The sequence below is a fragment of the Bdellovibrio sp. HAGR004 genome, from assembly GCF_055397015.1.
In genome coordinates this window covers 2877041-2901040 of the sequence record NZ_AP029176.1, presented here as the reverse complement: position 1 = coordinate 2901040, position 24000 = coordinate 2877041, and the positions used below count along the sequence as shown (strand labels likewise).

Here is a 24000-nt window from a genome sequence, read left to right as displayed (position 1 = left end):
CAGTTAAGACTAAGAAGGGACTCTGAAAAGAGTCCCTTTTTTTATTCTAAAATTCCCTGAGTTAGTTCATGAGCAAACAGACGCGCGGGTTTGGAAAGCTGATGCTCTCCCAGATGAATCAGATAGATCTTATAGCGGATCCGTTCGGCCCAAACGGAAAACTCTTCGACGGTTTTCAGACCCGTCTGGACGCTGGCGACAAAGTCCGGGACAAGGCCCACACCCATTCCCAGCAGACTCATTTGAGCAATGACCTCCCAGCTTTCCACTGTTAAGGCCGTCAGTGCATTTTTTCCTGTGGCCCGCTTGTAGGCCTTCTCCAACTCGTGTTTGCCGGGGCTTTCCAAGGTGCTGATAAAGCGCGGCTGGGCGGGGGAGGTTGAGGACTTGTGAATGCAGCTAAAACCACCTTCCCCCAAGAGTCGTCCTTCAAATCCCGGTGGCCGGTTTTCGTCGATGATAATACCCAGTTCAGCTTTTCCAGAACGTACCATTTGCAGGATCTCAGGCACTGACCCAAACTGAATTTCCGGAGAAACGGCCGAATGGGTTTTCAGAAAGTTTTTTAGAAATTTCGGCAGCAGATAGTGCGCCACTGCGCTCGAAGTGGCAAGTGTCAGGGGGCCCGAAATCACTTCAGAGCGGCCTTTGAGTTCGCTTTTCAAATCTTCAAGTTGGGTCAGGATGCCCCGGGAGCGTTCCAGCAGCAGGCGCCCTTCTTCCGTCAGCTTGAAGCGGTTTTTAGTGTGCAGAAGAAGTTCACATTGCAGGTTTTCTTCAAGCTTTCTGATGGCTTGGCTGATCGCTGGCTGACTGATGTTCAGCGCTTTGGCGGCCGCGGCCAGACCGCCCAGTTCAGCGGCTTTTATAAAGTACTTCAGATGGTAAATATTAGGTTCAGACATAATAAGAAAATTTTATTATTAAATTAAAATTAATTCAATTTTGATTATGTCATTTCAGCGTTATAAGGGCCTTCGTTGTGGAGGTCCTATGAAAAATCTTGTTGCTTCTGTTTTGACATTTTTGACAACGTTCGCCGCACTGGCTGCAAATCCAGTTTGTAGGGTGGACTATCGCAGCCCCGCCAAAGCGTATGAGATTCCGGTGGAATTGACGGTGGAAGTAAAAGAAAACACCGATCTGGCCAGTTGGGTGCTGGATCAATGGGTTGAGGGATTCAAGGTGCGTGTGGTGGAAGTTGACGGGCATTATATGGCGACGCTGACTTTTGCGGATGTTTCCGTACACACAATGACCGACAGCGACCTGTCGTTGTCCTTAAAGAAGAACTCAGAGCAAGTCACTGTGACCTGCCCGGCTCGCTACTAAATATCTTGAATTGACAGCAGGGAAATGGCGCTCTTGATCTTGCGGATCGAAGCATTTTTATCCGGCGTCGCGGTGGCTTCACGGATTTCCCAGCGACGTCCCTGATAGAGATAATACAGATAATTCTGCAAAGTTTCCTCTGTGATCTCAGGATGGTAATGGGCCACGTTTCTAAGATCCTTCATCAGGTCCGCGCAGAAAGCCAGTGTTGCCACGGCGGCTGATTTGGGGTCTTTGAGATCACTTTTTTCCATTTTATAGTGCTCGATAATAACGTCCGGAATGCGTTTTATCTGTGTTGGGCCGCGGCTGTTGGCGTCCGTATCAAAGCCATTTCCCTTGGCCAAAGAGACCAGCACCGGCGCCAATTCCTTGATTTTGTATTTCCAGTTCTGCCCGTAGTCTGTTTCTGGCGCCATGACTCCGAAGGCGAACTGGGCCAGCATGTTGTAGTCATCGTCTTCAATTCGCAACAGTCCCATCAGCGTACTTTTTTCGTCCTGCAGGGCTTTGACATAAGCTTTGGTGAAGCTGTCTTGCAGGTTCACGGTAATAGACACCTTTTTGAAGTCACGATTCAGTGGAGTGTAGTTGTAGGCCACGCGGTTGCGGAAGACCTTGCCGGCGCCAAAGGTCAGACGGTGATTGCGGATACGGAAACGATGCTCGGTGGTTGCCGGCAGCACATAGACAGGGGTGCCAACCGGGACAGAAGCGTTGGATTTAAACACAGCGCGGGTCAGGTTGTCTCTTTCCGCTTGAAGGAAATGGAAGCCGGCAGACTGGGAGGCATAGAAATAGATCCCGGCGCCCCCAGAGTTGATTTCGTCACCGGCGAATGTTTCAAGTCCGGTTCTGGAAAGTTCAACTCCGTCCTGACGGAAGTAAAGCAGTTGCTTTTGTTTTTTGTCGATAACGACATAGGCTGAATCACCATAGTGGGTGTGGAAATATCGAATGACATCCAGATCCGCCTTCTGATTCACGGCGTGACGTTTTTGAATGTACGTTTCATATTTTTCCGCAGGATATTTTTTCAGATTTACAATCTGGGTTGTGCCCTGATTCAGGCGCTGATCGGGAAGTTTGACAGAAGGAATTGCGACAAAGACTTGTCCCAGCACCATAATGCGTGCGCCGTCCACGTCGGACGTCTGACTTTCACGCAAAGTCAGCCAATAATCCTGACGCATTTTCTTTTGAATTTCAGCGTCGGTAATTGTGTCACAGTCGCGGCCCAGACTGCGCAGCAGGGAATTAAACTCCACAACCGTCAGATGCCGTTTCTTTTCAGTGGCCCCTGAAATAGAGGCCAGTTTTTTGGACAATGAAGTTCCGTCGATGTGAGGCCAGTTGTGGCTGATCCAAAGGCTTTCTATTTCACTGTCGCTTAAATTGATTTCCCCCAGATGGCGGGCCAGCGCAGCCAGCACTGCAACATAAGAGTTCGACATGCGGGTGGCAGGTTTCCAGTAATCGGTTTTTTTCAAAGTTTGAATGAAGTTTTCATAATCTGAAGCCTGTCCGTAGTTCGCGAAAACAGACTTGAAACTTTCAATCTGTTCTTTTTTCAGGCGTGTGCTCAGTGTGGCGGCATAAGCTTCAATCGTATTGAGATTTTCAAGACTCAGTCTTTGCGCAAGCTTCAGGAAGGCGCGCTGATAAAGGTGTCCTGTTAGGGACGGATTCAGAATTTTTTGCTCGGAATCCTTCAGACGGACAATGGGTTCTTTGCAGTGGGCCGGAACTTCGGTGGCCCAGGCGGTGCCAGAGATCAGTAAAGCTGAAATAAAGACTTTAAAAGCTTGAATGCGCATGTCTGGCTTTTCAGCAAAGCCGAAGCCACACTGAGGGGAAAGTCAGGCCCTCGTGGCGTTCTTCACGCTGTTAATATGTTAGACAGGGGCCCCGCAGCGGCAAGGGCCCATTCGGCCTCTCGGGTTTTAACTGTGGGTAGGTTTTATGCCAACTGGCTATATTTGAATAGAGCCCTCGTATCCATGTGTCTCGAATTGAGAAAGCCACACCGTTGAAGGATCTTAAGCATGAATGATTCCTCGTTCTGATAATTGTAAGCCATCGCCTTTAAAACTCTGATCTTATTATTGAGTCCTTCACTGATAGCCGTCGTCAAATTAGATCGTATATAAGCCTCAATATTCATTCGATACTTTCTCACTTGAAGAGCAAACTTTCGCAGCGGAAGGAGTTTTGAGTCACGAACCAAGCCGTACCATTTCGTAAGCCGAGATCTAAAACCTTGAACACCTTTTTCTTCCAATACTTTGTGAAAGTATTCAACGATGATCATGGCATTTGAGATATTCGTATTTAGTACTTTTAATTTACCAAGCATATTATGCTCCTCAATAGATAAAACAGCGTTGCGTTCTAAAAACATGAACCGCTTCGAAGGGGATAGCATGATCTCTTCGAATTCTTTTTTGTTTTTCTTGGCTCTTTGAAACTCCTCTTTTCTGATTTTTTCAAAGTATTCGTTCATATTCTGAATCAAGTGAAATCTATCAACCGCGATTTCAGCATCTGGGCAAAGCTTACTAACGGCCTGGAAGTATCCTGGGTTCATGTCTATTGAAAAAAACTCTACTGATAATCGCTGAGGACGAGAGAGCGAACGCAGGCAGTTGGCTAACGCCATTGCATCCCGACCAGCGGCATTTGCAATGATCTTGGCCTCTTTAGTGCAGACTAAATTGGTAACGAACTTTACAGTCCATCTTGGTGCAAAGGGGTGGTCTCTCTTTGTTTCCGTTTCAGTTTTAAAATGCACCTCATCCGCGCTCATACGTGACACATCTATATCTTGCGTGAACTTCTTTAGATCCAAATTCTTTTGCATTTCTCGCATACGCCACTGATCTATTTGCCATAAAGTTTTTGGATCTGAACTCAAGGTCCTACTGGCTGCAGCGCAAGTGGTTTCTTCCATCAATCGACCAGCAGTTTCAACGAAACTACAGCTATGGCCTTTAAACTTAGAGTGGACTCCTGCCACAAATGCGCGTTGGATTTTATTGCAAATGGGGCAAAGGCCTCGTGGATAACGTAGTTGAATAACTACGTCTTTAAAAAGTCCAAGTGGAGGGACCTTGAGCTCACGATGACTCCATTGATGGAACTCCAATAGTGGATGCTCACAACTAGCGCAGCGCGCTCGCGCCCAGGGAAGCTCAGCTTTGATCCGACAAGATACAAAGTCTTCTGAAAGCTCCGCGTTGGTAATCGTTAAGTCTTGCAGACCCAACAAGCTGTTGATCAAATGATGAAGGTCCATCCTTGGCCTTTGTAATTTGGTGATTTGTGGTAAAAAAATCAAATCACAAGGTCAGCCAAGATGGGCCTTTTTTATTCCCACGCCACAACGCAAAAAGCTGGTCACGATGACCGGCTTTTCCCCAGGGTATGGGAGCGGGAAGCTCCTATGACAGGATGTCTTTCTTCTTATTTACCCACAGCTAAATCCCGAGAACCGCCCATTCGCGGCAGAGGTATCATTTTAGGCGTTTATTTGATCCTCTCTCGGCTTTAGGTTGCTTATGGCCTGGGTACGAATATCGCTAAGACCTAAGAAAGAGGTCTTATGCGTTGGAAGAATGTTTTCGCTGTCAATTTCGTGTTGTCTTTTATGGTGGCTTTTCAGGTGCAGGCCTCGGTTGCGCAGTACGTGTCTCCGGATTACTATCTGGGGCAGTTGGTGCGCGGTATTTTGATGGCGGCGGCCGAGATCAGTCATCCACAGTTCAAGGAAATTGAGGCGCCCGAAATAAAGCGCAGGGCGGATCAGGCACTTCAGAAAATCTATCAATATCCGGCATTCAAGTATCGTTACGACAAGCTTTCGATTGTTATCATTCAGGGTCTTCCCGGAGAGCCCAACGGATTTAGTTTTGGTAACAACATGTTCTTGACCAAAAGTATTGTTGAGATGTTGACCCCGGCTCAGTTGACGGCCGTGATTGCCCATGAGTTGGCGCATTCTGAAAAAGCTCACAATATGCAAAAAACACCGCTGCCTTTGGGGGCGGTGGCTTATCAGCTGAAAACTATCTATGAGTCTGTGAAAGCAGGCAAATGGCCAGCGGGCCGGGACCTCTTAGCTTCGATACAGGAATTGCTGGCCACCAGTGGGCTGGCAATGGAGCTTCAGGCGGACTGTGTGGCGGCTCAGCAATTGGAGCATATGAAGCGTCAGGGACTTCCACATTCTGCCGCAGATTTAAACAGTGCCACCAGTGTCTTGATGGGTTTTGACATTACCACAGACACATCGGAAGACCCTGCGGCTGTGCGGGCTCAAGCTTTAGTGAATAAAGTTTATGAGCAAGGTTCGTGTGATATCTTTTAACACGGGGCTTCGGGTCTATTAAAAGGTGAAAATCGCAATCGAAGTTTGACCAAAGTGCCTATGTTCGGTAGGTCCTTGGTATGACAACAATTACCAAAACTCTGACGACGTCGCCGAAGGCGCTTCCTCCGTCCAATCAACTTGGATTCGGACAGCATTTTTCTGATCACATGTTCGTGGCAAAGTTCACGGAAGGCAAAGGATGGAGCGAAGCTGCCATCCTGCCTTATGGTCCTCTGTCTCTGGATCCGGGGGCTTCTGTTTTTCATTATGGTCAGGCGCTGTTTGAAGGGATGAAAGTCTTTCGTCAGGAGGACGGTAAAGTGGTGTTCTTCCGTCCGGAGTTCAATCATCGTCGTATGGCAGATGGCGCTGCTCGCCTGTGTCTGGAAGCGCCCCCGTTGGAGCTTTTCATGGAGGCTTTGCAGGAGCTGGTGGCGGTTGATGAGCGTTGGATTCCCAAAGAGCCCAACACGTCTTTGTACATTCGTCCGACTCTGATTGGTTCAGAGCCCTTCCTGGGGGTTCGTCCGTCGCGTGAAACGATCTTCTTTATTATTTTATCCCCGGTGGGCTCTTATTATTCTGAAGGAACCAAGCCGGTAAAAATCTGGGCGGAAGAAAAGTATCTTCGTGCAGCGCCAGGTGGATTGGGTGCCGTAAAGGCCGGAGCAAACTATGCCTCCAGTCTGAAGGCGGCCCTGGAGGCTAAAAAGCAGGGCTATTCCCAGGTTCTGTGGTTGGATGTGGAACACCAGGGGATCGAGGAAGTCGGCACCATGAACGTGTTCTTTGTTTTCGATAACGAGATCGTCACACCGGCCTTGAACGGCAGCATACTTCCGGGTGGGACCCGTGATGCGATTTTGGAACTTTTGCGTTCCAAAGGTCTGCCAGTCGTAGAACGTCGTATTACCATCACAGAGGTGATCGAGCGCCTGGGGCGGGGAGAGCTTAAAGAAGTCTTTGGAACTGGCACAGCGGCGGTTATTTCCCCTGTGGGTGTGTTGCACTACAAGGGTAAAGACTGGATCATCAATAACAATGAAAATGGTCCACTGAGCAATGAACTGTACCGAGAGATCACGGCCATTCAGCGTGGAACTGAGCCGGATAAATTAAACTGGCTGGTGCCTCTTAAGAAATAGTTTTTGTATTGATTGTGTGCGGGCCGGGTTGTCTTGAAAAGGCAGGGCCCAAAAAAAGTGCTAGCGAGGAATCGTCAGTGATAACTCGCTAGCTAAGGGGAATGAAACCAATCCTTGTATGTATTTGTTCCTTCCATATGCACACCTCTGATTCCTCAGGTGACTCATGACCTTTGGCAGCTGGCTGGCATGGCTTGCGCCGACACCCCTTTAGCTTTGCGTCCCGCCGTTTCCGAGCGGTTTGCCTTGAGGCAAAGGAAGGATCTTAATCCTAACGAGTATAACCCTAGGAACCTCCTTTGAGTTATTCATCAGATCCAACCAGCCCATTCTTGTTTAGAGAGGCATGAACCGCACCTCTTTGTAATAATCCTGGTGACGCGTCTTCACTTCAGTTCGTCATCGTGATGTTCGTAAAAACGAAAATTCATCCGTGTCCTCCTTTAGCTGGCCCTACTAGCATTCACTTACTCAGAGGTAAGTCTCACGAGCCTTGTGGTTTCAACACAATCAGGATAGCCCGACCAAAGTTTTAATTTCAATAGCACGGATGTCGATTCTCAAATTACGTCAGATTTACGTATCAGGGTGGGAAACAAGGTCGTTTTTTGTTTTGGCTTGAAACAAAAAGGCCGTCAGAACGACGGCCTTTTTTGAGAATAAAAAATAGAATTTCAAAAATTTGAACTAGGTCGTTGGAAGAAGTTCGCGAATTTCTTCAGCGATCTTCATAAACGCCTGCGCTTCAGCGCCGTTGCTGTTGGCTTCCACGATCGGAATACCCGCTTCACACGCCATGCCCACAGACGGGTTGAAAGGAATTTCACCCAGCTTGTTGATGCCCTTGGATTCTGCGTAGGAATCGATTTCACCCTTCGGGAAAAGTTGCATCTTTTCACCGTTGGCAGGGTTGATCATGTAGGCCATGTTTTCCACAAGCCCCAAGAGAGGCACGTTCACACGCGCATACATGTCGACTGCTTTTTTAACATCCACCAATGCCACGTTCTGCGGAGTGGAAACCATCACGGCACCGGACACCGGAACTTTTTGCGCCAAAGTCAGTTGGATGTCGCCAGTCCCCGGAGGCAAGTCCACCACCAGATAATCCAGCTCACCCCAGTTCACATCACGCAGGAACTGATCCATCGCTTTAAACAGCATGGGTCCACGCCAAACCACGGCGGCACCTTCTTCGACCAGGAAGCCGATACTCATCAGTTTGATGCCATAGCGAACGATCGGCTCCAGTTGATTGGTGTCCGGGTTGATATGGGGCTTTTGTGCCAGAGTACCTAACATACGAGGAATGCTCGGGCCGTAAATATCAGCATCCAAAAGGCCGACTTTGTTTTTTCTGCCTAACGCCATAGCAAGGTTTGTGGCCACGGTACTTTTGCCGACGCCACCCTTACCGGAACTGACGGCGATAATGTGTTTCACTCCGGGAATGCCTGCCTGTTTTTCAAAGGGATTTGGGGCTGCCATGAAGGTGACTCCTTGCTAATTTGGTCCACACCACCAATAATAGAACTTGGATGAATAGCCAAGACTTTTTGACATTGAATCTAGTGGGAGCAGGGGCTTTCATATTCTGGTATCTCGTTTCTCGGGGCGGCAGCCGTCGTCCGACGCAACTGAACCTGAAGGCAAAGGACAGTGCCCCGCCTTTAATCGATCCTGCGCCATCTCAGACGCCGGCAGTCGAGCCTTTGCGTCGAAATGTTGCACCCCCTCAGGTTCACCCTGATCTTGCGGGGAGCCAATCCAAGAATCTGAATGTGATGTTTAACTACAATGGGCATTCCTGGGATGCCTATGAGGTTTTAGGGGTTCCAGCGGGGGCCTCCATCAAAATTGTGACCGAGGCCTATCAGGCCGCCATCCATCGCAGCGACCGCGAATCGCTGGAGTTTTTGGAGACGGCTTACAAGGCTATCCTTAATAAATCGGCTTAGAATTTTTACTGTCTTCGGTAAGGCATATAGCGTGGGGTGGATACGAAAGTTCCATCCCATCTTGCTTTTGAACACCACAGTTTTGAAGAGGTGTCCATGGCGCAGTAAGTGTACCCTGCGCCATGACCTTTGATGCTGGTGAAAGTCGTCGCAGGCTGAATGGCTATGGGTGCCTGGTCAAAGCGTGCGGTTGGCCAGTAGTGCAGTTTTCCGTCCGTGGTCATCGCCAGGGCGGAGCTGCTTCCAACCTTGATGTCCAGATAGGATGTTCCAGCGTTGACCACAGTGGGCGAAGTGACCGTCAAATTCCCAGTGTAATCCCCCCAGTAGCCCCAGCATTTCAAAACTTGTCCACTGGTGATCGCGCAGACCGGGCTGGAGCCAACACTTAGCTTGGTGAAGGTTTCAGTTGAGTCCACAGTGTAAGGAACGCTGGTGTTGGTGGTGGTACCATTGCCCACTTTACCTGTGCTGTTTGCGCCCCAGCATTTGACTTTATCCGCGGTGGTAATTCCGCAGATGAGCGCGTAGGCGACAGACACAAATCGATATTGGGTGCCGCTGTCCATAAGGGTTGGTGTGTTGCGCGAGACACCGCCCAAATGACCTGTTCCACCATCGTAGCCAAAGCACTTCAGTTGATCTCCGGTGGTGATGGCGCAAGCTAAACTGTCGGCGACGGCCAGGGTTTCAGGTTTGTACGTTGTGCCCGTATCCACCGCTGCCGGTGTGCGACTGGGGCAGCTTGATTCAGATCCCCAGGCGTAAAAGGTGCCGCTGGTTGATATGCCATACCCGCAATAGAAAGTTTCCCTGGCTGTGTTGGCAAAAGCAATTGAGTGAGCAACCGGAGACATATAAGGGACATACGATTCCGTCGCACCATTTCCGACGGCACCAAAGCCATTGGCTCCGGAACAGAACATCTGCCCGCTGCCATTGATGACACAACTGCCGTTATTCGAAGGAACCGCCTTGCCTCCGGTAAAGTTAGAGCCGTTGTCGACAATAGCGGGGGTGGACACTGTCGATCCCGCTCCGGCATGTGCGCCAAGGCACAGGGCCAGGCCGTCGGACTTAATCGCGCAGGCACCCGCAGACCCGACGCCGTAGTCTGATACGGTGGTATCGGTATCCACAAGGGTCAGGTCAAAGAGGATCGCGGGCTCAAACCAGTTGTTGTAGTGATCGCCCATGCAGACAATCTGTCCATCCGTAGAAACACCACAAGCCCCATAACCAGCCATCGCAATCTGAGAGTACTTGATCCCGTCGTTAACAGCGGTGGGCGACGTCAAAAGTGTGGTTTGATTGGAGTTGACCGTGCCGCGAACCTCGCCCCAGCACTTCAGGTCATTGTTAGAGGTGATGGCGCAGCGATAACCCATATCATCTGATATAAAAAGATAATTGGTGGCGCCGTCGATGGTGGCCCGTGTGACAACGGGGTTGGTGCCAGCATAAGCTCCGACATTTGAGTTGTTGTTCCATCCCCAACATTTCAATTTGTTGGCTGTTGTAATCCCGCAGACAGTGGACCCGCCAGTCGCAGAAAGATACGTCGTTCCGGCGTCGACCACGGTCGGTGTCAGCACATTGCTGGTGCTTCCGACAACAATCTGCTGGTAAGAGTTCCCGCCCCAGCATTTCAATTCCTGAGCCGCCGTGATTCCGCAGGCAGTACCGGATTTTCGGTGAACACTGGTATAGGTGACAGAACTGTCAATCAACTGAGGCGTGGAGCTGTTGGCGGTGGTGCCATCTCCGTTCGTTCCACTCACATTTCGCCCCCAGCATTTCACTTTTCCGAGTTCGGTCAAGGCGCAGGCCCCATTGGCTCCAAGGGATACCTGCACATAGTTTTCTGCACTGTCGACATCTGCAGGAGAGGTCTGATCTGTGGTGGAGCCGATCCCCAGATCGCCGTAGTAGTTGTATCCCCAGCACTTGAGTTTTTTGGCGGAGGTGATGGCGCAAATGGATTGGGTCGTGATGGAGACATCGATGAAGGTGGTTCCTGGAAGGGGCTCCACAATAGTGCCAACCCGATTTTTGTGACCCAAACCAAGTTGACCGTAGTAGTTGTCACCCCAGCAGAACAGGCGGTTGTCAGAATAAATAGCACATTGATTGTTGCGGGCGGCGACGACTTTGAGGACGGTTTTAAAGACTGCGTCGTTGTCCTTGATCAGATGAGAGACCAGACTTGTCGCGCCAATGCGGACGGCCGGCTGGTCGGTATGCGATATATAAATTCTTAAGTCCCGATCGCTGTCGTTCAGTCCGTTATCGAAAGTATCATAGCTGACGGATGCAGTGAGAGTTCCCGCCGGGATTGTGACAAATCCGGGAGCCAGGTTGTGATCCGCCATGTAGATTTGTCTGCCGAAGTAGTCGAAGTAAATTTTGACGTCATAGGTCTTCGTGCCGGAAAGGGCGAAGGTGATCGTGTTATTGGTGGTGCCCTCGTCGACGGAAATATTTTTTGAAGTGATGGTGGCGACCACTTCGGAATCCTTGGTCCAACTGACACTGCTGGCCGAAGCGAAGTCCTGCCATAATCCATTGACCGGATTTTTACCCACGGCACACAGAGTGACGTTACCATTGCTCAGCCCGGAAATATCCAGCGTTCTTGTTGCCGGAGCTGCAGTTTCCGTTGAATAGCCTGTTGACGAAGAGCAATCGGTGGAATTTCCTATTTTGTAGCGAACCGAGCCGACGTTGGTGCCGCCAAAGTTGACATTTACAGAGCTCAGAACGCTGACGCCAGAAGGCGCTCCTGTGATCTGCACCGTCGGCGGAGTGGTGGACAAAGTGTAGGTGGCGGATTTTGTCTCTTGAACGATTGAATTGTGCAGAAGCTGCGCGGTTAAGGTGATGGTGGCTCCGTCAGCTCCAGGAACATTGATGGAAGCCGACCAGCTTCCAGCCGTACACGTGGTCGTTGTCGTCACCGGACTTGTGATATTGATCGTCGCCCCTGAAATATTGCACGAACCGCCAAATTGAGTTGTGGGTCCGATCGTGGTTGCGGGAGCGGGCGTTTGCAGTGAAAGAGTTCTGGTGATTGTATAGGTCTTGGCATTGCTGGCCAGGGTCTCGCTGCCGTCTTTGAGGGTGGCGGTGACATTGACCGCCGAGTTGTTAGCCAGAGCGCTGGTGTCCAGCGTAAGCTCCCAGCTCTGGTCCGGGGCGCAGGTCGTACTGCCTGTAAGAGTGCCGCTAATTTGGACTTGTTTATTGGGGATCGAACAATACCCACCGATCACAAGCGAATTGCCGATCTGATCCTCAGTTGCGGGATAATCAATGGAAATCTCTGGAAGTTCCAGACGGATGCTGGCCGAAGAACAGAAGGTCTCCTGGTTAAAGGCGTCTCGAAACTTGACAAAAAGTTCTTTGGGGCCTGAGCTGGCAGTTGCAAAAGTCCAGGTTGTCGCAGCGGTAAATGCTGTCCAGGTTCCTCCAGAAGAACAACTAGGGTCTTCGGTAAGATAGGTTTGGAACATGGGAGAGGGTGTGCTGAGCGCGACATCAACAAGATTTTTGACCGCGATCGCATCGCCGTTATTTAAAGAGATGGTTTGAGTGGCGCCAGTCCCAGCGCTTTCCCAACGAAGATTAAAGCCGGCTTGCGTGTAACTTACATCTGATATGAATTCGACCCGAACGTTGTTCGAGGTCGTGGTGAAAGAATCTGGCAACTCGGTGCCGGAGTGATCTAAAATCTTGGTCTCGCCGTCATAGATTTTGATGAAGTCATAGCCTTCTTCTGTATCAAAAAGGTCAAATGTGAAGTTTGTTGGGCCAGCAAGTGTCAGGTTCAGTGCGCAGTTTTCGTTGTTTTGATAAGGTCCCGATGTTCCACCGGAGTCGACGATACGTCCGCGAGAAAGGCTGGAGCTGGTGCTGGTGCACATAGTGTGGGAGGTGTAGATAGGCCACTGAATGGAGTCGTGGTAACAGGCGGATTCCTGCATGGTTGCAGTTCTAAACTTTACACTGACATAGGCAGTGCCACCTTCAGCGGTTGGGTCCAGTGCCCAGTTAGGCACAAAGTTTTCGGTGCTGATCCAATTCTTGGTCCCAGAACAAGTTTCATTGTTGAACAGGGCCATCTCCGGAAGGGAGGCCGGGGCCAGGATATTCAGATCTTCGATACCATTCAAAGTCAGTTCTTTTGAAAGCGCGCCGATGAATATTTTCGGCTGGCCCACGTACAGTTGGACTTGGACCGGAGCAGACAGATTTTGTGCCTTATCAGTGGCTTGGATGTATAGATAACGAATGCCCGGCGTAGACAGTGAAGCGCTGGCGGTGCTGTTGAAGTCTTCAGCAACGAAGACAAAGGCTGGAGAATCACTTTCCTGAACGCGGAACTGGCACAGATCCAGAGGGTCGAGGCAGCTCCAGGAGGCTGTTTGCGGTAGAGCAGGTATAAGCTGGCTGCTCAGGGGAGTGAGTTGCGGTGGAAGAGTGTCTTTAAGGAGCACGGCTGTATCTGTGAGAAGTTCTCCATTGACGGTAGTTTCCTGGACTGTGAGAGTCAGGTTGTCACTGTCCGGAGTTGGTGAGAAGTCATGAAGAATGGACCACTGATTGTTGTTGCAGGCAGCGGATGCAAGGGCATCAGTGTTCAACGTAATTTGGACGGAGCCATCATTGTTCGTGCAGGTTCCTGAAATGGATTTGGCTGCGACATTGGCGGCATTGACGATAAGATAAGGATTTTTTCAGAGATCTTAAGTTGAATGGGGCCTTGAGATTCCGCTTCCAGAAGGTCTTGAATCTGTGCGCTAAGGTTGCATCCTGATAACGCCAATATCAGAGAGAGAAAAACACCAATTTTTCCGAGACGTGCCTGGCAATTCATGACTATTTATTCGGAATAAAAAGGACCTGCAATTAGCCAATAAGCTCATATTCCCACTTTGAGACAAAAAGAATGTTTCGAGGAATACACTACCTGGTGTAGAGACAGCTGTAGCCTCGCCCATTACGGCTGTGTTCCCATAGGAATTTTTTGGGACCGTCCTGAATGACAGTGTCCTCTTGCAGCAAGCTGAGAGAGTTGTCTTTATCCAAATAAAGGGTCGTCTCTTTTTTAGTGATGTAGTTGTCGCGACTGACCACTTCGCGCAGAACCTTTTTTCCCGGTGATTGAAGAACCTTAAATCCCCGGTTGATCTGGCAGAATCGAATGGTGTCCATGGAGGCTCCCTGCGAAGAAGGATACAGAGCGAAGCCGTCGCAGTCTTCCGCCCACTCCACTTCTGTGGGGCAGTTGTCGGTACCACTGATCAGGCGGTAGTAACCTTCTGCGGTCTCAGCGCCAGGCAAGGGGGGTGAGGCCGTTAGCGCCAGCGCAACATCGGACAACAGCAGTCCCAAAATGAGAATCAAACGAGGCCAGTGCATGCACACTCCTTCATTCCTTTTTCAAGGAGCAAGCTTCGTGCACACGTCAGATGGGTTATAGCTGAGGTCACAGGCAAAATCTTAGGTTGATACGTCGAAATGCCGTCTCTTGTCAGTCTCGGGCCGAAGGACGGGTCCAGATAAAAGCCAATACGCAGGAGCAAACCACAGCCGCGCTGACCTTGGCGTACAGTGGAACGTCGCCAAAGAAAAGGGAGATCGACACCAAAGGAACCATCAGCACCGTGGCCATGATCTTGGCCCGCGTGCGGATGACACCGTGTTTTTGCCAGTCCAGAATCATCGGGCCCAGGTGGGGTTGCGTCAGCAGCCACTTGTGCCAGCGAATGGAGCTGCGAGCAAAAAAGAACGCTGTCAAAAGCAAGAACGGTGTTGTGGGAAGCAGAGGCAGGAAGACACCAATGCCCCCCAAGACCAGAAACAGCCAACCCAACACAAAATAAATTGTCCGTCGGGTTTGCTTTAAAATCTTCACAGTTCGACCTTTTTCCTTTTGCTTTCAAGTGGTGAAAGCATCAAATACAAAGCTGGGACCACAAACAGGGTCAGCAGTGTTGAAACAATGGTTCCCCCGATGATGGAAAGACCCATTGGAATGCGCGTCTCAGAACCGATACCATGACCGATGACCAAAGGCAAAGCCGCAGCGACGGTGGCGACAGAGGTCATCAAAATCGGGCGCAGGCGGATCGGGCAGGCCTCGAGCAAGGCCTTGGCGATGTCGGTTTGTCCATGGTGCCGCACTTGGTTGGTGAATTCGACCAGGAGGATAGAGTTCTTCTTGGCGATACCCATCAAAACAATCAGGCCGATGAAGCTGAAAAGATTCAGGGAAATATCAAACATCCAGAGAGCCACCAATGCTCCGGTCACCGAGAAGGGCAGCGCCACCAGAACCGAGATGGGATGAATGAAAGAATTAAACTGCACCGCCAGAATCAGATAGGCCACCAGAATTCCGACCATCATGGCGGAATAAAGGCTTTTAAAAGAATCAGCAAATCCGGCCGAAGCCCCTTCCAGCGCAAAAGAATACCCTTGAGGCAGAATCTCTTTAGCAATGGCACTGGCACGTTCCAGCACCGCGGCCTGGGATTGACCTGGCGACAGGTTCCCGAAGACCGAGATCGCACGCTGACGGTTTACGCGGCTGATGCCCTGGATGGCTTTTTTCTCTTCAATCTTCACCAACTGTGAAAGCGGGACCAGATTGCCGAAGTTGTTGCGCACATAAAGACGTTTGAAATCCGCGGGTTTTTGGATTTGCTCTTCCAGAAACTTGAAGCGGATGTCGTAGCGTCGTCCATCGGCGGTGTAGCGTCCCTGACGAAGCCCACCCACGCCGGCGGAAAGAATGGCGCCGACGTCCTCGACAGAAACACCACGGGCCGCCATGGCTTTCCGGTCCGGGGTCAGAACCAGTTCAGGGATCCCTTTGCGGAAATCCGTATCCAGATCCACGGCCAGATTTTCTTTTTCCAGGCGAGCCATCAGCTCGTTGGATTTTTCAAACAGCACATCCAGATCCGGCCCTCGCAAGTTGATAGCCAGCGGATTTTGTCGTCCGGAGGAAAGATTTCGCGCCGAGATGTCTCGCATGGACACACGCATATCCTTGATCTTGCGGAATTCCTGACGCCAGCGATTCATGATCTGCAAATGTCCTTCGCTGCGATCGGCGCGGGGTTTTAAGGCGACAGGCATAAACACCTGATTGACGTTGGATCCACCGCCACCGCCGCCGACAGACACAACAAATCCTTCAACCGTGGCATCGCCCTTCAGGACGGCTTCAAGTTTTTCAGCGGCTTTGCTGGTGGCCTCCAATGACGTGCCCGGCGGCATTTGCGCATTTAAAATAATAAAATCCTGATCCTGTGCCGGGACGAATTCCTGACGGACCTTGCTGACTAAAACCAAGGACACGACAAAGAAGATCATCGAGCCCAGAACCACCAGATACTTGAAACGTAAAGTCCCGTGCAGAACTTTTTGGTACGAGTGGGCGAACTTTTCAAACAACTCATCCAGGAAGTGTTCCAGTTTTGAAACTTTCGGTTCTGTACTGAGAAGGGCCGCCGCCCGCATCGGGGTGATGGTGACTGCTTCAAGCAGTGACAATGAAACCGCGGCACTCATCGTGACGCCGAATTGGAAGAAGAATTTGCCGATGATCCCGTCCATGAACACCACAGGCAGGAACACGGCGATCACCGCCAGCGTGGCGGCAATGGCGGCAGGCAGAACCTCTTTTGATCCATCCGATGCGGCTTTGGCGGACCCTTTCCCCATGCGGTAGTGGCGAATGATATTTTCCAGCAGCATGATGGCATCATCCACGACGATGGAGATCGACAGTGTCAAAGCAAGCAGAGTGAACAGATTCAGAGTGAAGCCTGAGAAGTAAAGAATGATAAACGTTCCAACAATGGAGGTCGGAATCGAGAAGAGAATGTTGATGGCCGCCTGGACGTTTCCAAGGAACAGGAAGCAGATCAAAATCGTAATCAGGGCTGCCACCCATAGTTTTTCAATCGTCAGATTGACCGTGGCCTCTGTCGGACGGGTGAAGTCCACATTGACCCGGAAATTGAAACCTTCGGGGAAAGAACTTTTGATGCTTTCCAGTTTTTCACGAACTTCATTGGCAACGGTGACTTCATTGGTGCCACGCTGCTTTCGCACGATGATGGAAACGGCCTGACGTCCATCCACACGAGCGGTTCGACGGATGTCTGAAAGGCCGTCTTCCACGCGGGCCACATCTTTGATGAAGATGTCACGATCAAAAATGCGTTGACCGCCCCGGCGCAGGATCTGGATATTAGCGACCTCGTTGACGTCAGTGGCCTCGCCCAGCCAGCGCACGCGAAGTTCGCGCTGACCTTCAGTGAACTGACCTGCGGCACTTTCCAGGTGCTGGGTGTTGATCGCTGCCACGACATCGTTCAGGGTCAGATACAAGGATTCCAGTTTTTTGGTGTCCACCCAGATGCGCAGGTTGCGTTGACTGAATCCACCGATACTGACCTCGCCGACCCCCGGCAGGAAGCGGACCTGGTCCAGCAGGTAATTTTCAGTCCAATTGATCATGTCACGCAAAGGCGATTCACCAAAGACGGACAAAATGATGATCGGGTCCTCTTCGGGATTTTGTTTGCGGATGGTGGCTGGATCGACTCCGGGAGGCCAGCGCATGCGGCCCAGGGCGGTTTGGACCTCTTGCAGGACGACATCGACATTGCGGTTGATATCAAATTCCAAAGTGACAGAGCCAGACCCTTGTCGGGCGGAAGAGCGCATTTCCTTGATGCCTTCGATGGCGAGCAGACGCTCCTCGATGGGGTCCAGGAGTTCGGCTTCGACGACTTCTGGCGCAGCGCCTTCATAGTCGACGGAAACACTGACCACCGGGAAGTCCACATCTGGAAGTTGACTGATGCCCATGCGATTCATACAGATGGCTCCGAAAACGATCAGAGCGAACATAAGAACCCATGCAAACACCGGGCGTCGGATCGAGAGGTCAATCAAGTTCATGGCAGTCCTTTCGCACAATTCATTTTTCCCCAAGTTGAGCGAGAGTCAACGAGGGGACTGGAGGGCATGTCACTTTAGACGAAAGAGCGACCCGGAAGGTTCATGGAAGAGTGGACTTTTTGTAAGACCAGAGGAAATCTAGAAAGCCTTTGCGTTAGCAGGCTCTTTGTAGTCGGGCATCATTTTCCCACGATGACACATGTAGCAGGTGGCTTTGGGGCCTTTTTTTCCGTCCAGGCCATTGTCCCTCAGCATTTGCGTCAACTTCATGTGCTCTTTGCTGACTTTAAAGGCCTTTTTGTCGTCGGCTTTGAAGTTCTGAACATTGTGGCAGGCGTTGCAGGTCACTCCCAGTTCGCGGGAAATGCCGATCATCTCTTCACGGATCTTTTCTTCGTTCGTCACGAATTTAGACACGGACTGCGCCTGTGCGGGCTGGATGGAAAGGCTCAAAAAAAGGGTCAGAAGATAGAAGCTTTTTCGGATGCACTGCATAGGAATAGCTTCTCCGAGGACCCGGCCTCAGGCAAGGGAGGACCCTGATTTCTTGACTGGTTCTAGACCCCATATTAACTTGAAACCCAACCTGTGGAGTTCTGTATGAAAATTAAGCATTGTGAGGACCTCAATACTCTTGTCAGCCTCAGCAAACGTCGTGGTTTTGTTTTCCAATCCAGTGAGATCTATGGTGGTCTTGCAAGTTGCTGGGATTATGGTCCTCTGGGCTCATTGATGAAGTTAAATGTGAAACGTGCATGGTGGAATGCCATGACCCGTCGCCCGGATATCGTGGGCTTGGATGCAGCTATTTTGATGCACCCAACGGTATGGAAGGCTTCGGGCCACGTCGATGGATTCTCGGATCCTTTGGTGGATTGCAAAGACTGTAAGACTCGCTTCCGTGCCGATAACACGGATTCCTACATCAACGAAAAGAAATGCCCGAACTGTGGCAGCAAAAATCTTTCTGAAGAGCGCAACTTCAACCTGATGTTCAAAACCCACATGGGTCCGTTGGAAGATTCAGGCAGCGTGATTTACCTGCGTCCGGAAACGGCTCAGGGGCACTTCGTGAATTTCCTGAACTGTCAGCAGTCCTCTCGTAACAAGATTCCATTCGGTATTGCGGCGATCGGTAAGTCCTTCCGTAACGAAATCACGCCGGGGAACTTTATCTTCCGCACACGTGAATTTGAACAGATGGAAATGCAATACTTTGTCGAGCCAGGCACGGATGAAGGGTTCTTTAACGAGTGGAAAGAGCGCCGCTGGAACTTCTATATCAAGTACGGTATCAAGCCGGAAAATCTGAAATTCAAAGACCATGACAAGCTGGCGCACTATGCGCGTGCGGCGGTGGATGTGGAATACAAGTTCCCAATGGGCTTCTCGGAGCTGGAAGGTATTCACAACCGTTCAGATTTCGATTTGACTCAGCATATGAAGTTCTCTGGCAAAAGTCTGGAATACTTCGATGAACCGAACAAAAAGAAATACATCCCTTACGTGATTGAAACAGCCGTGGGTTGTGACCGTTTGTTCCTGGCCTTCCTGTGCGATGCTTATCGTGAGGAAATCACCACGGATGAGGCGGGTAAAGAAGACGTGCGCGTGGTTCTGGGCTTGCACCCGGAAATCGCTCCGTACAAAGTGGCGGTATTGCCTTTGTCCAAGAAGGAAGAACTGACGTCCATTTCCGACAAAGTTCGTGACCAATTGGCAGAAGATTTCGATGTAACTTTGGATGAATCCGGTTCTATCGGTAAGCGCTACCGTCGTCAGGATGAGATCGGCACACCGTTCTGCGTGACGGTGGACTTTGACACCATCAACGACCAGGCTGTGACCGTTCGTCACCGTGACAAGATGACCCAAGAGCGTGTAGCGATCTCTCAACTGGGTACCTACATCGCGGCAAAACTGAAGACTTTCAATCAATAAACTGCCCGTCAGAGGCAGAGTTGAAGCTCGGCTCCAGCCCGGCAGAGCTGAAGTTCGGCTCCAGCCCGGCAGAGCTGAAGCTCGGCTCCAGCCCGGCAGAGCTGAAGCTCGGCTCCAGCCGGCAGAGCTGAAGGGCCTGTCGGCCCGTAAGCTGAAGCAGCAACAAAAAAGGGAGCGTTACCGCTCCCTTTTTTATTTCCATCTCATTCGAAAAACTACTTGTTCAAGCTCCAGCAGGAGTAAGGACCGTTCTGAGTCAGAAGCACGATGCTGTCATCGCCATTGTGAGCCAGTGTTTTGCCCGTCTTTGCATCAAAGATCAGTCCATAGGGATTGTCACCTGGCCAGGTTTTAACCTGAATGTAAGTGCGACCGGTCACTTTGGATTGGAAGGTGATGATGTGCAGGTCATTAAAAGGTTGTTCACCCTCTTCAGAGAAGAACTTTTTAATTTCAGCAAAAGTCAGAGCTTTTGTTGTGTACTGTTCCTGCACCAGGTGCGCATTCACTAGTTTCAGCTCAAACGCGGTCAAAGAATTGATTTCTTTGATGTCCAGAGTGCCCAGCTCTGCAAAAGTGTTGTCGTAGTCCTCTTCGTGTTCAGCTTCCAAGGCACAAAGTTCTTTTAGGTTTTCCAGTTTTTGGCCTTTGGCGAAGGATGTGGAAACCGCGAACAAAGACAGGACAAAAATAAACAATTTCATTTAATAACTCCCCATGTGTGATGACGGATAGGCTTGTAACAAGCGGTGTGATTTTTGGTAAGTGAATAAGAAATAAGTTATTATTCAAAAATCACATGAATGTATTTAGTACAATGACAGGTGGGCCGGATCACCATCGACATTGCGATAAACGATGCCGTCAATCTGTGCTCCCACCTTGTAGTTGCAGGACGTGATCACCCCAAAAGAGCTGGCTTCGTCGATATCCAAAGGGCAGACATAAGAAGGATTGAACATCCAGTTGCCAGTCCACGCCAGCTTTACGCGGCATTGGGTCTCGGAAACAGGTTCCACCGAGGCTACCTGGGCCATCATTTGGGCTTCCAGCTGAGTGCAGGTTGGGAAGGCAAAAGACGAGCTGGCCACAAACAAGGTCAGAGCGAACGCAAGTGTTTTCACGGTTTTCTCCTTTGAATTTTATGAATGCGCTCTTCTAGCACGGTGGGCGGCTTGTTGGCGTCAGGAATGTGTCAGTATTGTGTCAGCCTGTAAAAATGCCTAAGTATTCGATAAATGAAAGCTTTTCCGAGAGTCTCCGCAACCCCGGAGGGTGGAATCTTAGCTCTATTAAACAGAGCCTCGGTGCGCCAATAAATTTCATTGATATTAAGGGTTTAGCGATGTTTTATTACATCGTATAGACGATAAATTTACTTTTCGGTGGGGGAGACTAATGCACCAGAATGTAAACTCTGAAAATAAAACGACCAAAACCACCATTCCTCAGAAGTTCGTGTACTTCTTTGCCGCCGGGGATTCCGAAGGCAATGCGGGAATGAAAAACATCCTTGGGGGCAAAGGCGCCAATTTGGCGGAAATGACCTCTTTGGGTATTCCGGTGCCTCCGGGTTTCACAATCTCTACAGAGATCTGTGCTCACTTCTATGAAGCCGGTGGAAAACTGCCAGAGTGGGTTCGTCCCTCTGTTCTGGAGGCCATGAAGAAAGTGGAAGCCAAAATCGGCAAAAAGTTCGGCGACGTGGCCAACCCGTTGTTGGTCTCCGTTCGTTCCGGAGCTCGTGCTTCCATGCCGGGTATGATGGACACCATCCTGAATCTGGGTCTGAATGATCAGACTGTTGAAGGTTTGGCGAAGTCCTCAAATAATCCTCGCTTTGCTTGGGACTCTTACCGTCGTTTCATCCAAATGTACTCTGACGTTGTGATGGGCATGAATTCTTCTCTTCTGGAGGTGACTCTGGAGGACATGAAGGAAGAAAAACACTACAAGCTTGATACTGATCTGACAGTGGATGACCTGAAGCTTCTGGTGAAGAAGTTCAAAGACCTGGTTCATCAGATGACGGGTCAGTCCTTCCCGGCGGATCCTTGGGATCAGTTGTGGGGTGCTATCTCTGCGGTCTTCCATTCCTGGAACACACCGCGTGCGATCACTTACCGTGAATTGCACTCCATCCCGGCTTCATGGGGTACGGCCGTAAACGTTCAGTCCATGGTCTTCGGAAACATGGGTGATGACTCTGCAACGGGTGTGGCATTTACACGCAACCCGTCCACGGGGGAAAAAGCTTTCTACGGTGAATTCCTGATCAACGCCCAGGGTGAAGACGTGGTGGCGGGGATCCGCACTCCGCAGCCGATCACTAAGGTCGCAGCGGCAGCAGCCGGTGTGATGTCTTTGGAAGAAGCTCTTCCGCAGGCCTACAGTCAGTTGGTCGATATTTATAAAAAACTGGAAGCCCACTATCGCGATATGCAGGACATCGAGTTCACCATTGAACGTGGTGTCCTGTGGATGCTGCAAACTCGTAACGGGAAAAGAACAGCGGCAGCGGCACTGAAAATTGCCTGCGATATGATCGATGAAAAGTTGATCACTCAGGATGAGGCGATCCTGCGCCTGGATCCTGCTGCTTTGGATCAGTTGCTGCACCCGACGTTGGACCCTAAGGCAGCCAAAACCACGTTGGCCAAAGGTTTGCCAGCGTCTCCGGGTGGTGTGAACGGTCAAATCGTCTTCACATCCGAAGAAGCGGTTGAATGGAGAGAACAAGGCAAGAAAGTCATTCTTGTGCGTATCGAGACATCTCCGGAAGACATTGCCGGCATGGTGGCAGCTCAAGGTATCCTGACGACTCGCGGGGGGATGACTTCTCACGCGGCGGTTGTGGCGCGTGGTATGGGTAAATGCTGTGTGGCGGGTTGTGGTGACATTGAAGTGGATTATCGCAACGAGACCATGAAAGTGAAAGGGTACGTCCTTAAGAAGGGCGATGTGATCACTTTGGACGGATCCACCGGGGAAGTCTTCCTGGGTGAAGTTAAAACGATTGAACCGAAGCTTGATGGCAACTTCGAACGTATCATGAAGATTGCCGATGGCATCCGTAAGTTGAAGGTTCGCACAAATGCTGACACGCCGAAAGACGCACAAACTGCGCGTAACTTCGGTGCCGAAGGTATCGGTCTTTGCCGTACCGAGCACATGTTCTTCGGCGCGGACCGCATTGATGCCGTTCGTGAGATGATCATTGCTGACAACAAAGCGGACCGTGAAAAAGCATTGGCAAAGCTATTGCCAATGCAGCGTGAAGACTTCTATGGCTTGTTCAAGATCATGGATGGTTTGCCAGTGACGATCCGTTTGTTGGATCCACCATTGCACGAGTTCGTTCCTCACACAGATGAAGAAACGAAGGAATTGGCAAAACGTTTAAATACAGACTATGAACGTCTGCGCGCCAAAGTTAAATCTTTGCATGAGTTCAATCCAATGCTGGGTCACCGTGGCTGCCGTTTGGCGATCACGTTCCCGGAAATCTATCAGATGCAAGTTCGTGCGATTGCGGAAGCCGCGGCACAGGTGATCTCTGAAGGTAAAACATTGGCTCCGGAAATCATGATTCCGCTTGTGGCGACGGATAAAGAGCTGGATACCCTGCGTGGGCAGGCGATCAGCGAAGTGAAGAAGGTTCAGACTGAAAAGAACGTGAAGTTTGAATACACTGTTGGAACCATGATTGAACTTCCTCGCGCCGCCCTGACAGCGGATGCGATTGCAGAACATGCTGACTTCTTCAGCTTCGGTACGAACGATTTGACTCAGACGACGTTGGGCTTGTCCCGTGATGACTCGGGTCGCTTCCTGGGTTCCTACGTTTCTCAAGGCATCCTGCCGAAAGATCCGTTCATGTCCATCGATCAGGTGGGTGTGGGCTCTTTGGTGAAGATGGGTGTGGACTTGGGCCGTCGCGCGAAGCCGGATTTGAAAGTCGGTGTGTGCGGTGAGCATGGTGGTGATCCGGATTCTATTGAATTCTTCCACCGTGTGGGTCTGGACTATGTGTCCTGCTCTCCGTTCCGTGTGCCGATTGCCAGACTGGCGGCAGCGCGAGCTGCGTTGGTTGGCAAGAAGCTGCACTAGTTATAAGATTGTAAGACATCTTTTAGAAACCCTCCCTGCCGGAGGGTTTCTTTTTTTCGAGAGCTGTATTTCCGCAGAGACAGGCTGAATTGCTTCGTCAACCGACACAACTTTAAAATACACCTTCATCTCAACTTCGAGCTTTTACTATCCTGTGTGAGTT

17 protein-coding genes and 1 riboswitch are annotated in these 24000 nt (G+C 50.5%); of the genes, 6 read left to right on the top strand and 11 right to left on the bottom strand.

The genetic code is table 11. The annotated features are described in order from the left end of the window. Positions 1 to 41: 41 nt before the first annotated feature. Complete coding sequence (locus tag ACZ5ZV_RS14435) at positions 42 to 905, bottom strand: LysR family transcriptional regulator (protein WP_464117879.1); 864 nt, start codon at positions 903 to 905, stop codon at positions 42 to 44. Positions 906 to 993: 88 nt separating this feature from the next. On the opposite strand from ACZ5ZV_RS14435, the gene ACZ5ZV_RS14430 reads away from it, so the two are divergent. Continuing rightward, on the top strand, positions 994 to 1332 hold the full coding sequence (locus tag ACZ5ZV_RS14430) for a hypothetical protein (protein ID WP_464117877.1): 339 nt from the start codon (positions 994 to 996) through the stop codon (positions 1330 to 1332). Here ACZ5ZV_RS14430 and ACZ5ZV_RS14425 read toward each other — a convergent pair. Next, the gene (locus ACZ5ZV_RS14425) at positions 1329 to 3149 is read right to left on the bottom strand and encodes a hypothetical protein (protein WP_464117875.1); all 1821 of its coding nucleotides are present in this window, start codon (positions 3147 to 3149) and stop codon (positions 1329 to 1331) included. The two genes, ACZ5ZV_RS14430 and ACZ5ZV_RS14425, sit on opposite strands and share 4 nt — an antisense overlap. Before the next feature lie 143 nt (positions 3150 to 3292). Then, positions 3293 to 4627, bottom strand: a complete 1335-nt coding sequence (locus ACZ5ZV_RS14420) for an ISL3 family transposase (protein WP_464117818.1) — start codon at positions 4625 to 4627, stop codon at positions 3293 to 3295. Between the two features lie 306 nt (positions 4628 to 4933). On the opposite strand from ACZ5ZV_RS14420, the gene ACZ5ZV_RS14415 reads away from it, so the two are divergent. Then, positions 4934 to 5698 (top strand): M48 family metalloprotease, encoded by a 765-nt coding sequence (locus ACZ5ZV_RS14415; RefSeq protein ID WP_464117874.1) that lies wholly within the window; start codon positions 4934 to 4936, stop codon positions 5696 to 5698. 80 nt (positions 5699 to 5778) lie between these two features. Beyond that, on the top strand, positions 5779 to 6846 hold the full coding sequence (locus tag ACZ5ZV_RS14410; protein WP_464117872.1) for a branched-chain amino acid aminotransferase: 1068 nt from the start codon (positions 5779 to 5781) through the stop codon (positions 6844 to 6846). 172 nt (positions 6847 to 7018) lie between these two features. Then, positions 7019 to 7102: riboswitch (cyclic di-GMP riboswitch) on the bottom strand. Between the two features lie 431 nt (positions 7103 to 7533). On the opposite strand, the gene ACZ5ZV_RS14405 is transcribed toward ACZ5ZV_RS14410, so the two are convergent. Beyond that, complete coding sequence (locus tag ACZ5ZV_RS14405) at positions 7534 to 8334, bottom strand: Mrp/NBP35 family ATP-binding protein (protein WP_464117871.1); 801 nt, start codon at positions 8332 to 8334, stop codon at positions 7534 to 7536. A gap of 74 nt (positions 8335 to 8408) precedes the next feature. On the opposite strand from ACZ5ZV_RS14405, the gene ACZ5ZV_RS14400 reads away from it, so the two are divergent. Beyond that, complete coding sequence (locus ACZ5ZV_RS14400; protein ID WP_464117869.1) at positions 8409 to 8804, top strand: hypothetical protein; 396 nt, start codon at positions 8409 to 8411, stop codon at positions 8802 to 8804. 5 nt (positions 8805 to 8809) lie between these two features. Here ACZ5ZV_RS14400 and ACZ5ZV_RS14395 read toward each other — a convergent pair whose 3' ends face one another. From ACZ5ZV_RS14395 to ACZ5ZV_RS14375, 5 genes are all read right to left on the bottom strand, one after another. Beyond that, entirely contained in the window at positions 8810 to 13447 is a 4638-nt protein-coding gene (locus ACZ5ZV_RS14395; protein ID WP_464117867.1) for a CUB domain-containing protein, read from the bottom strand. A 322-nt stretch (positions 13448 to 13769) separates the two neighbouring features. Continuing rightward, positions 13770 to 14225, bottom strand: a complete 456-nt coding sequence (locus ACZ5ZV_RS14390; protein ID WP_464117865.1) for a hypothetical protein — start codon at positions 14223 to 14225, stop codon at positions 13770 to 13772. 112 nt (positions 14226 to 14337) lie between these two features. Next, positions 14338 to 14721, bottom strand: coding sequence for a YbaN family protein (locus ACZ5ZV_RS14385; protein WP_464117863.1), 384 nt, complete (start codon positions 14719 to 14721; stop codon positions 14338 to 14340). Continuing rightward, positions 14718 to 17786, bottom strand: a complete 3069-nt coding sequence (locus ACZ5ZV_RS14380) for an efflux RND transporter permease subunit (RefSeq protein WP_464117862.1) — start codon at positions 17784 to 17786, stop codon at positions 14718 to 14720. Before ACZ5ZV_RS14380 ends, ACZ5ZV_RS14385 begins: the two co-directional genes overlap by 4 nt. Before the next feature lie 138 nt (positions 17787 to 17924). After that, on the bottom strand, positions 17925 to 18281 hold the full coding sequence (locus tag ACZ5ZV_RS14375) for a photosynthetic reaction center cytochrome c subunit family protein (RefSeq protein ID WP_464117860.1): 357 nt from the start codon (positions 18279 to 18281) through the stop codon (positions 17925 to 17927). Between the two features lie 105 nt (positions 18282 to 18386). On the opposite strand from ACZ5ZV_RS14375, the gene ACZ5ZV_RS14370 reads away from it, so the two are divergent. Next, positions 18387 to 19727 carry a glycine--tRNA ligase gene (locus ACZ5ZV_RS14370; protein ID WP_464117859.1) on the top strand — a complete coding sequence of 447 codons (1341 nt, stop codon included), beginning with the start codon at positions 18387 to 18389 and terminating at the stop codon, positions 19725 to 19727. 215 nt (positions 19728 to 19942) lie between these two features. On the opposite strand, the gene ACZ5ZV_RS14365 is transcribed toward ACZ5ZV_RS14370, so the two are convergent. Beyond that, positions 19943 to 20431: a hypothetical protein gene (locus ACZ5ZV_RS14365; protein WP_464117857.1), complete on the bottom strand. Its 489-nt coding sequence runs from the start codon at positions 20429 to 20431 to the stop codon at positions 19943 to 19945. Positions 20432 to 20536: 105 nt separating this feature from the next. Then, complete coding sequence (locus tag ACZ5ZV_RS14360) at positions 20537 to 20851, bottom strand: hypothetical protein (protein WP_464117855.1); 315 nt, start codon at positions 20849 to 20851, stop codon at positions 20537 to 20539. A 274-nt stretch (positions 20852 to 21125) separates the two neighbouring features. Here ACZ5ZV_RS14360 and ppdK point away from each other — a divergent pair, with 274 nt between their 5' ends. Then, on the top strand, positions 21126 to 23837 hold the full coding sequence (gene ppdK, locus ACZ5ZV_RS14355; RefSeq protein ID WP_464117853.1) for a pyruvate, phosphate dikinase: 2712 nt from the start codon (positions 21126 to 21128) through the stop codon (positions 23835 to 23837). The last annotated feature ends 163 nt before the right edge of the window (positions 23838 to 24000 follow it).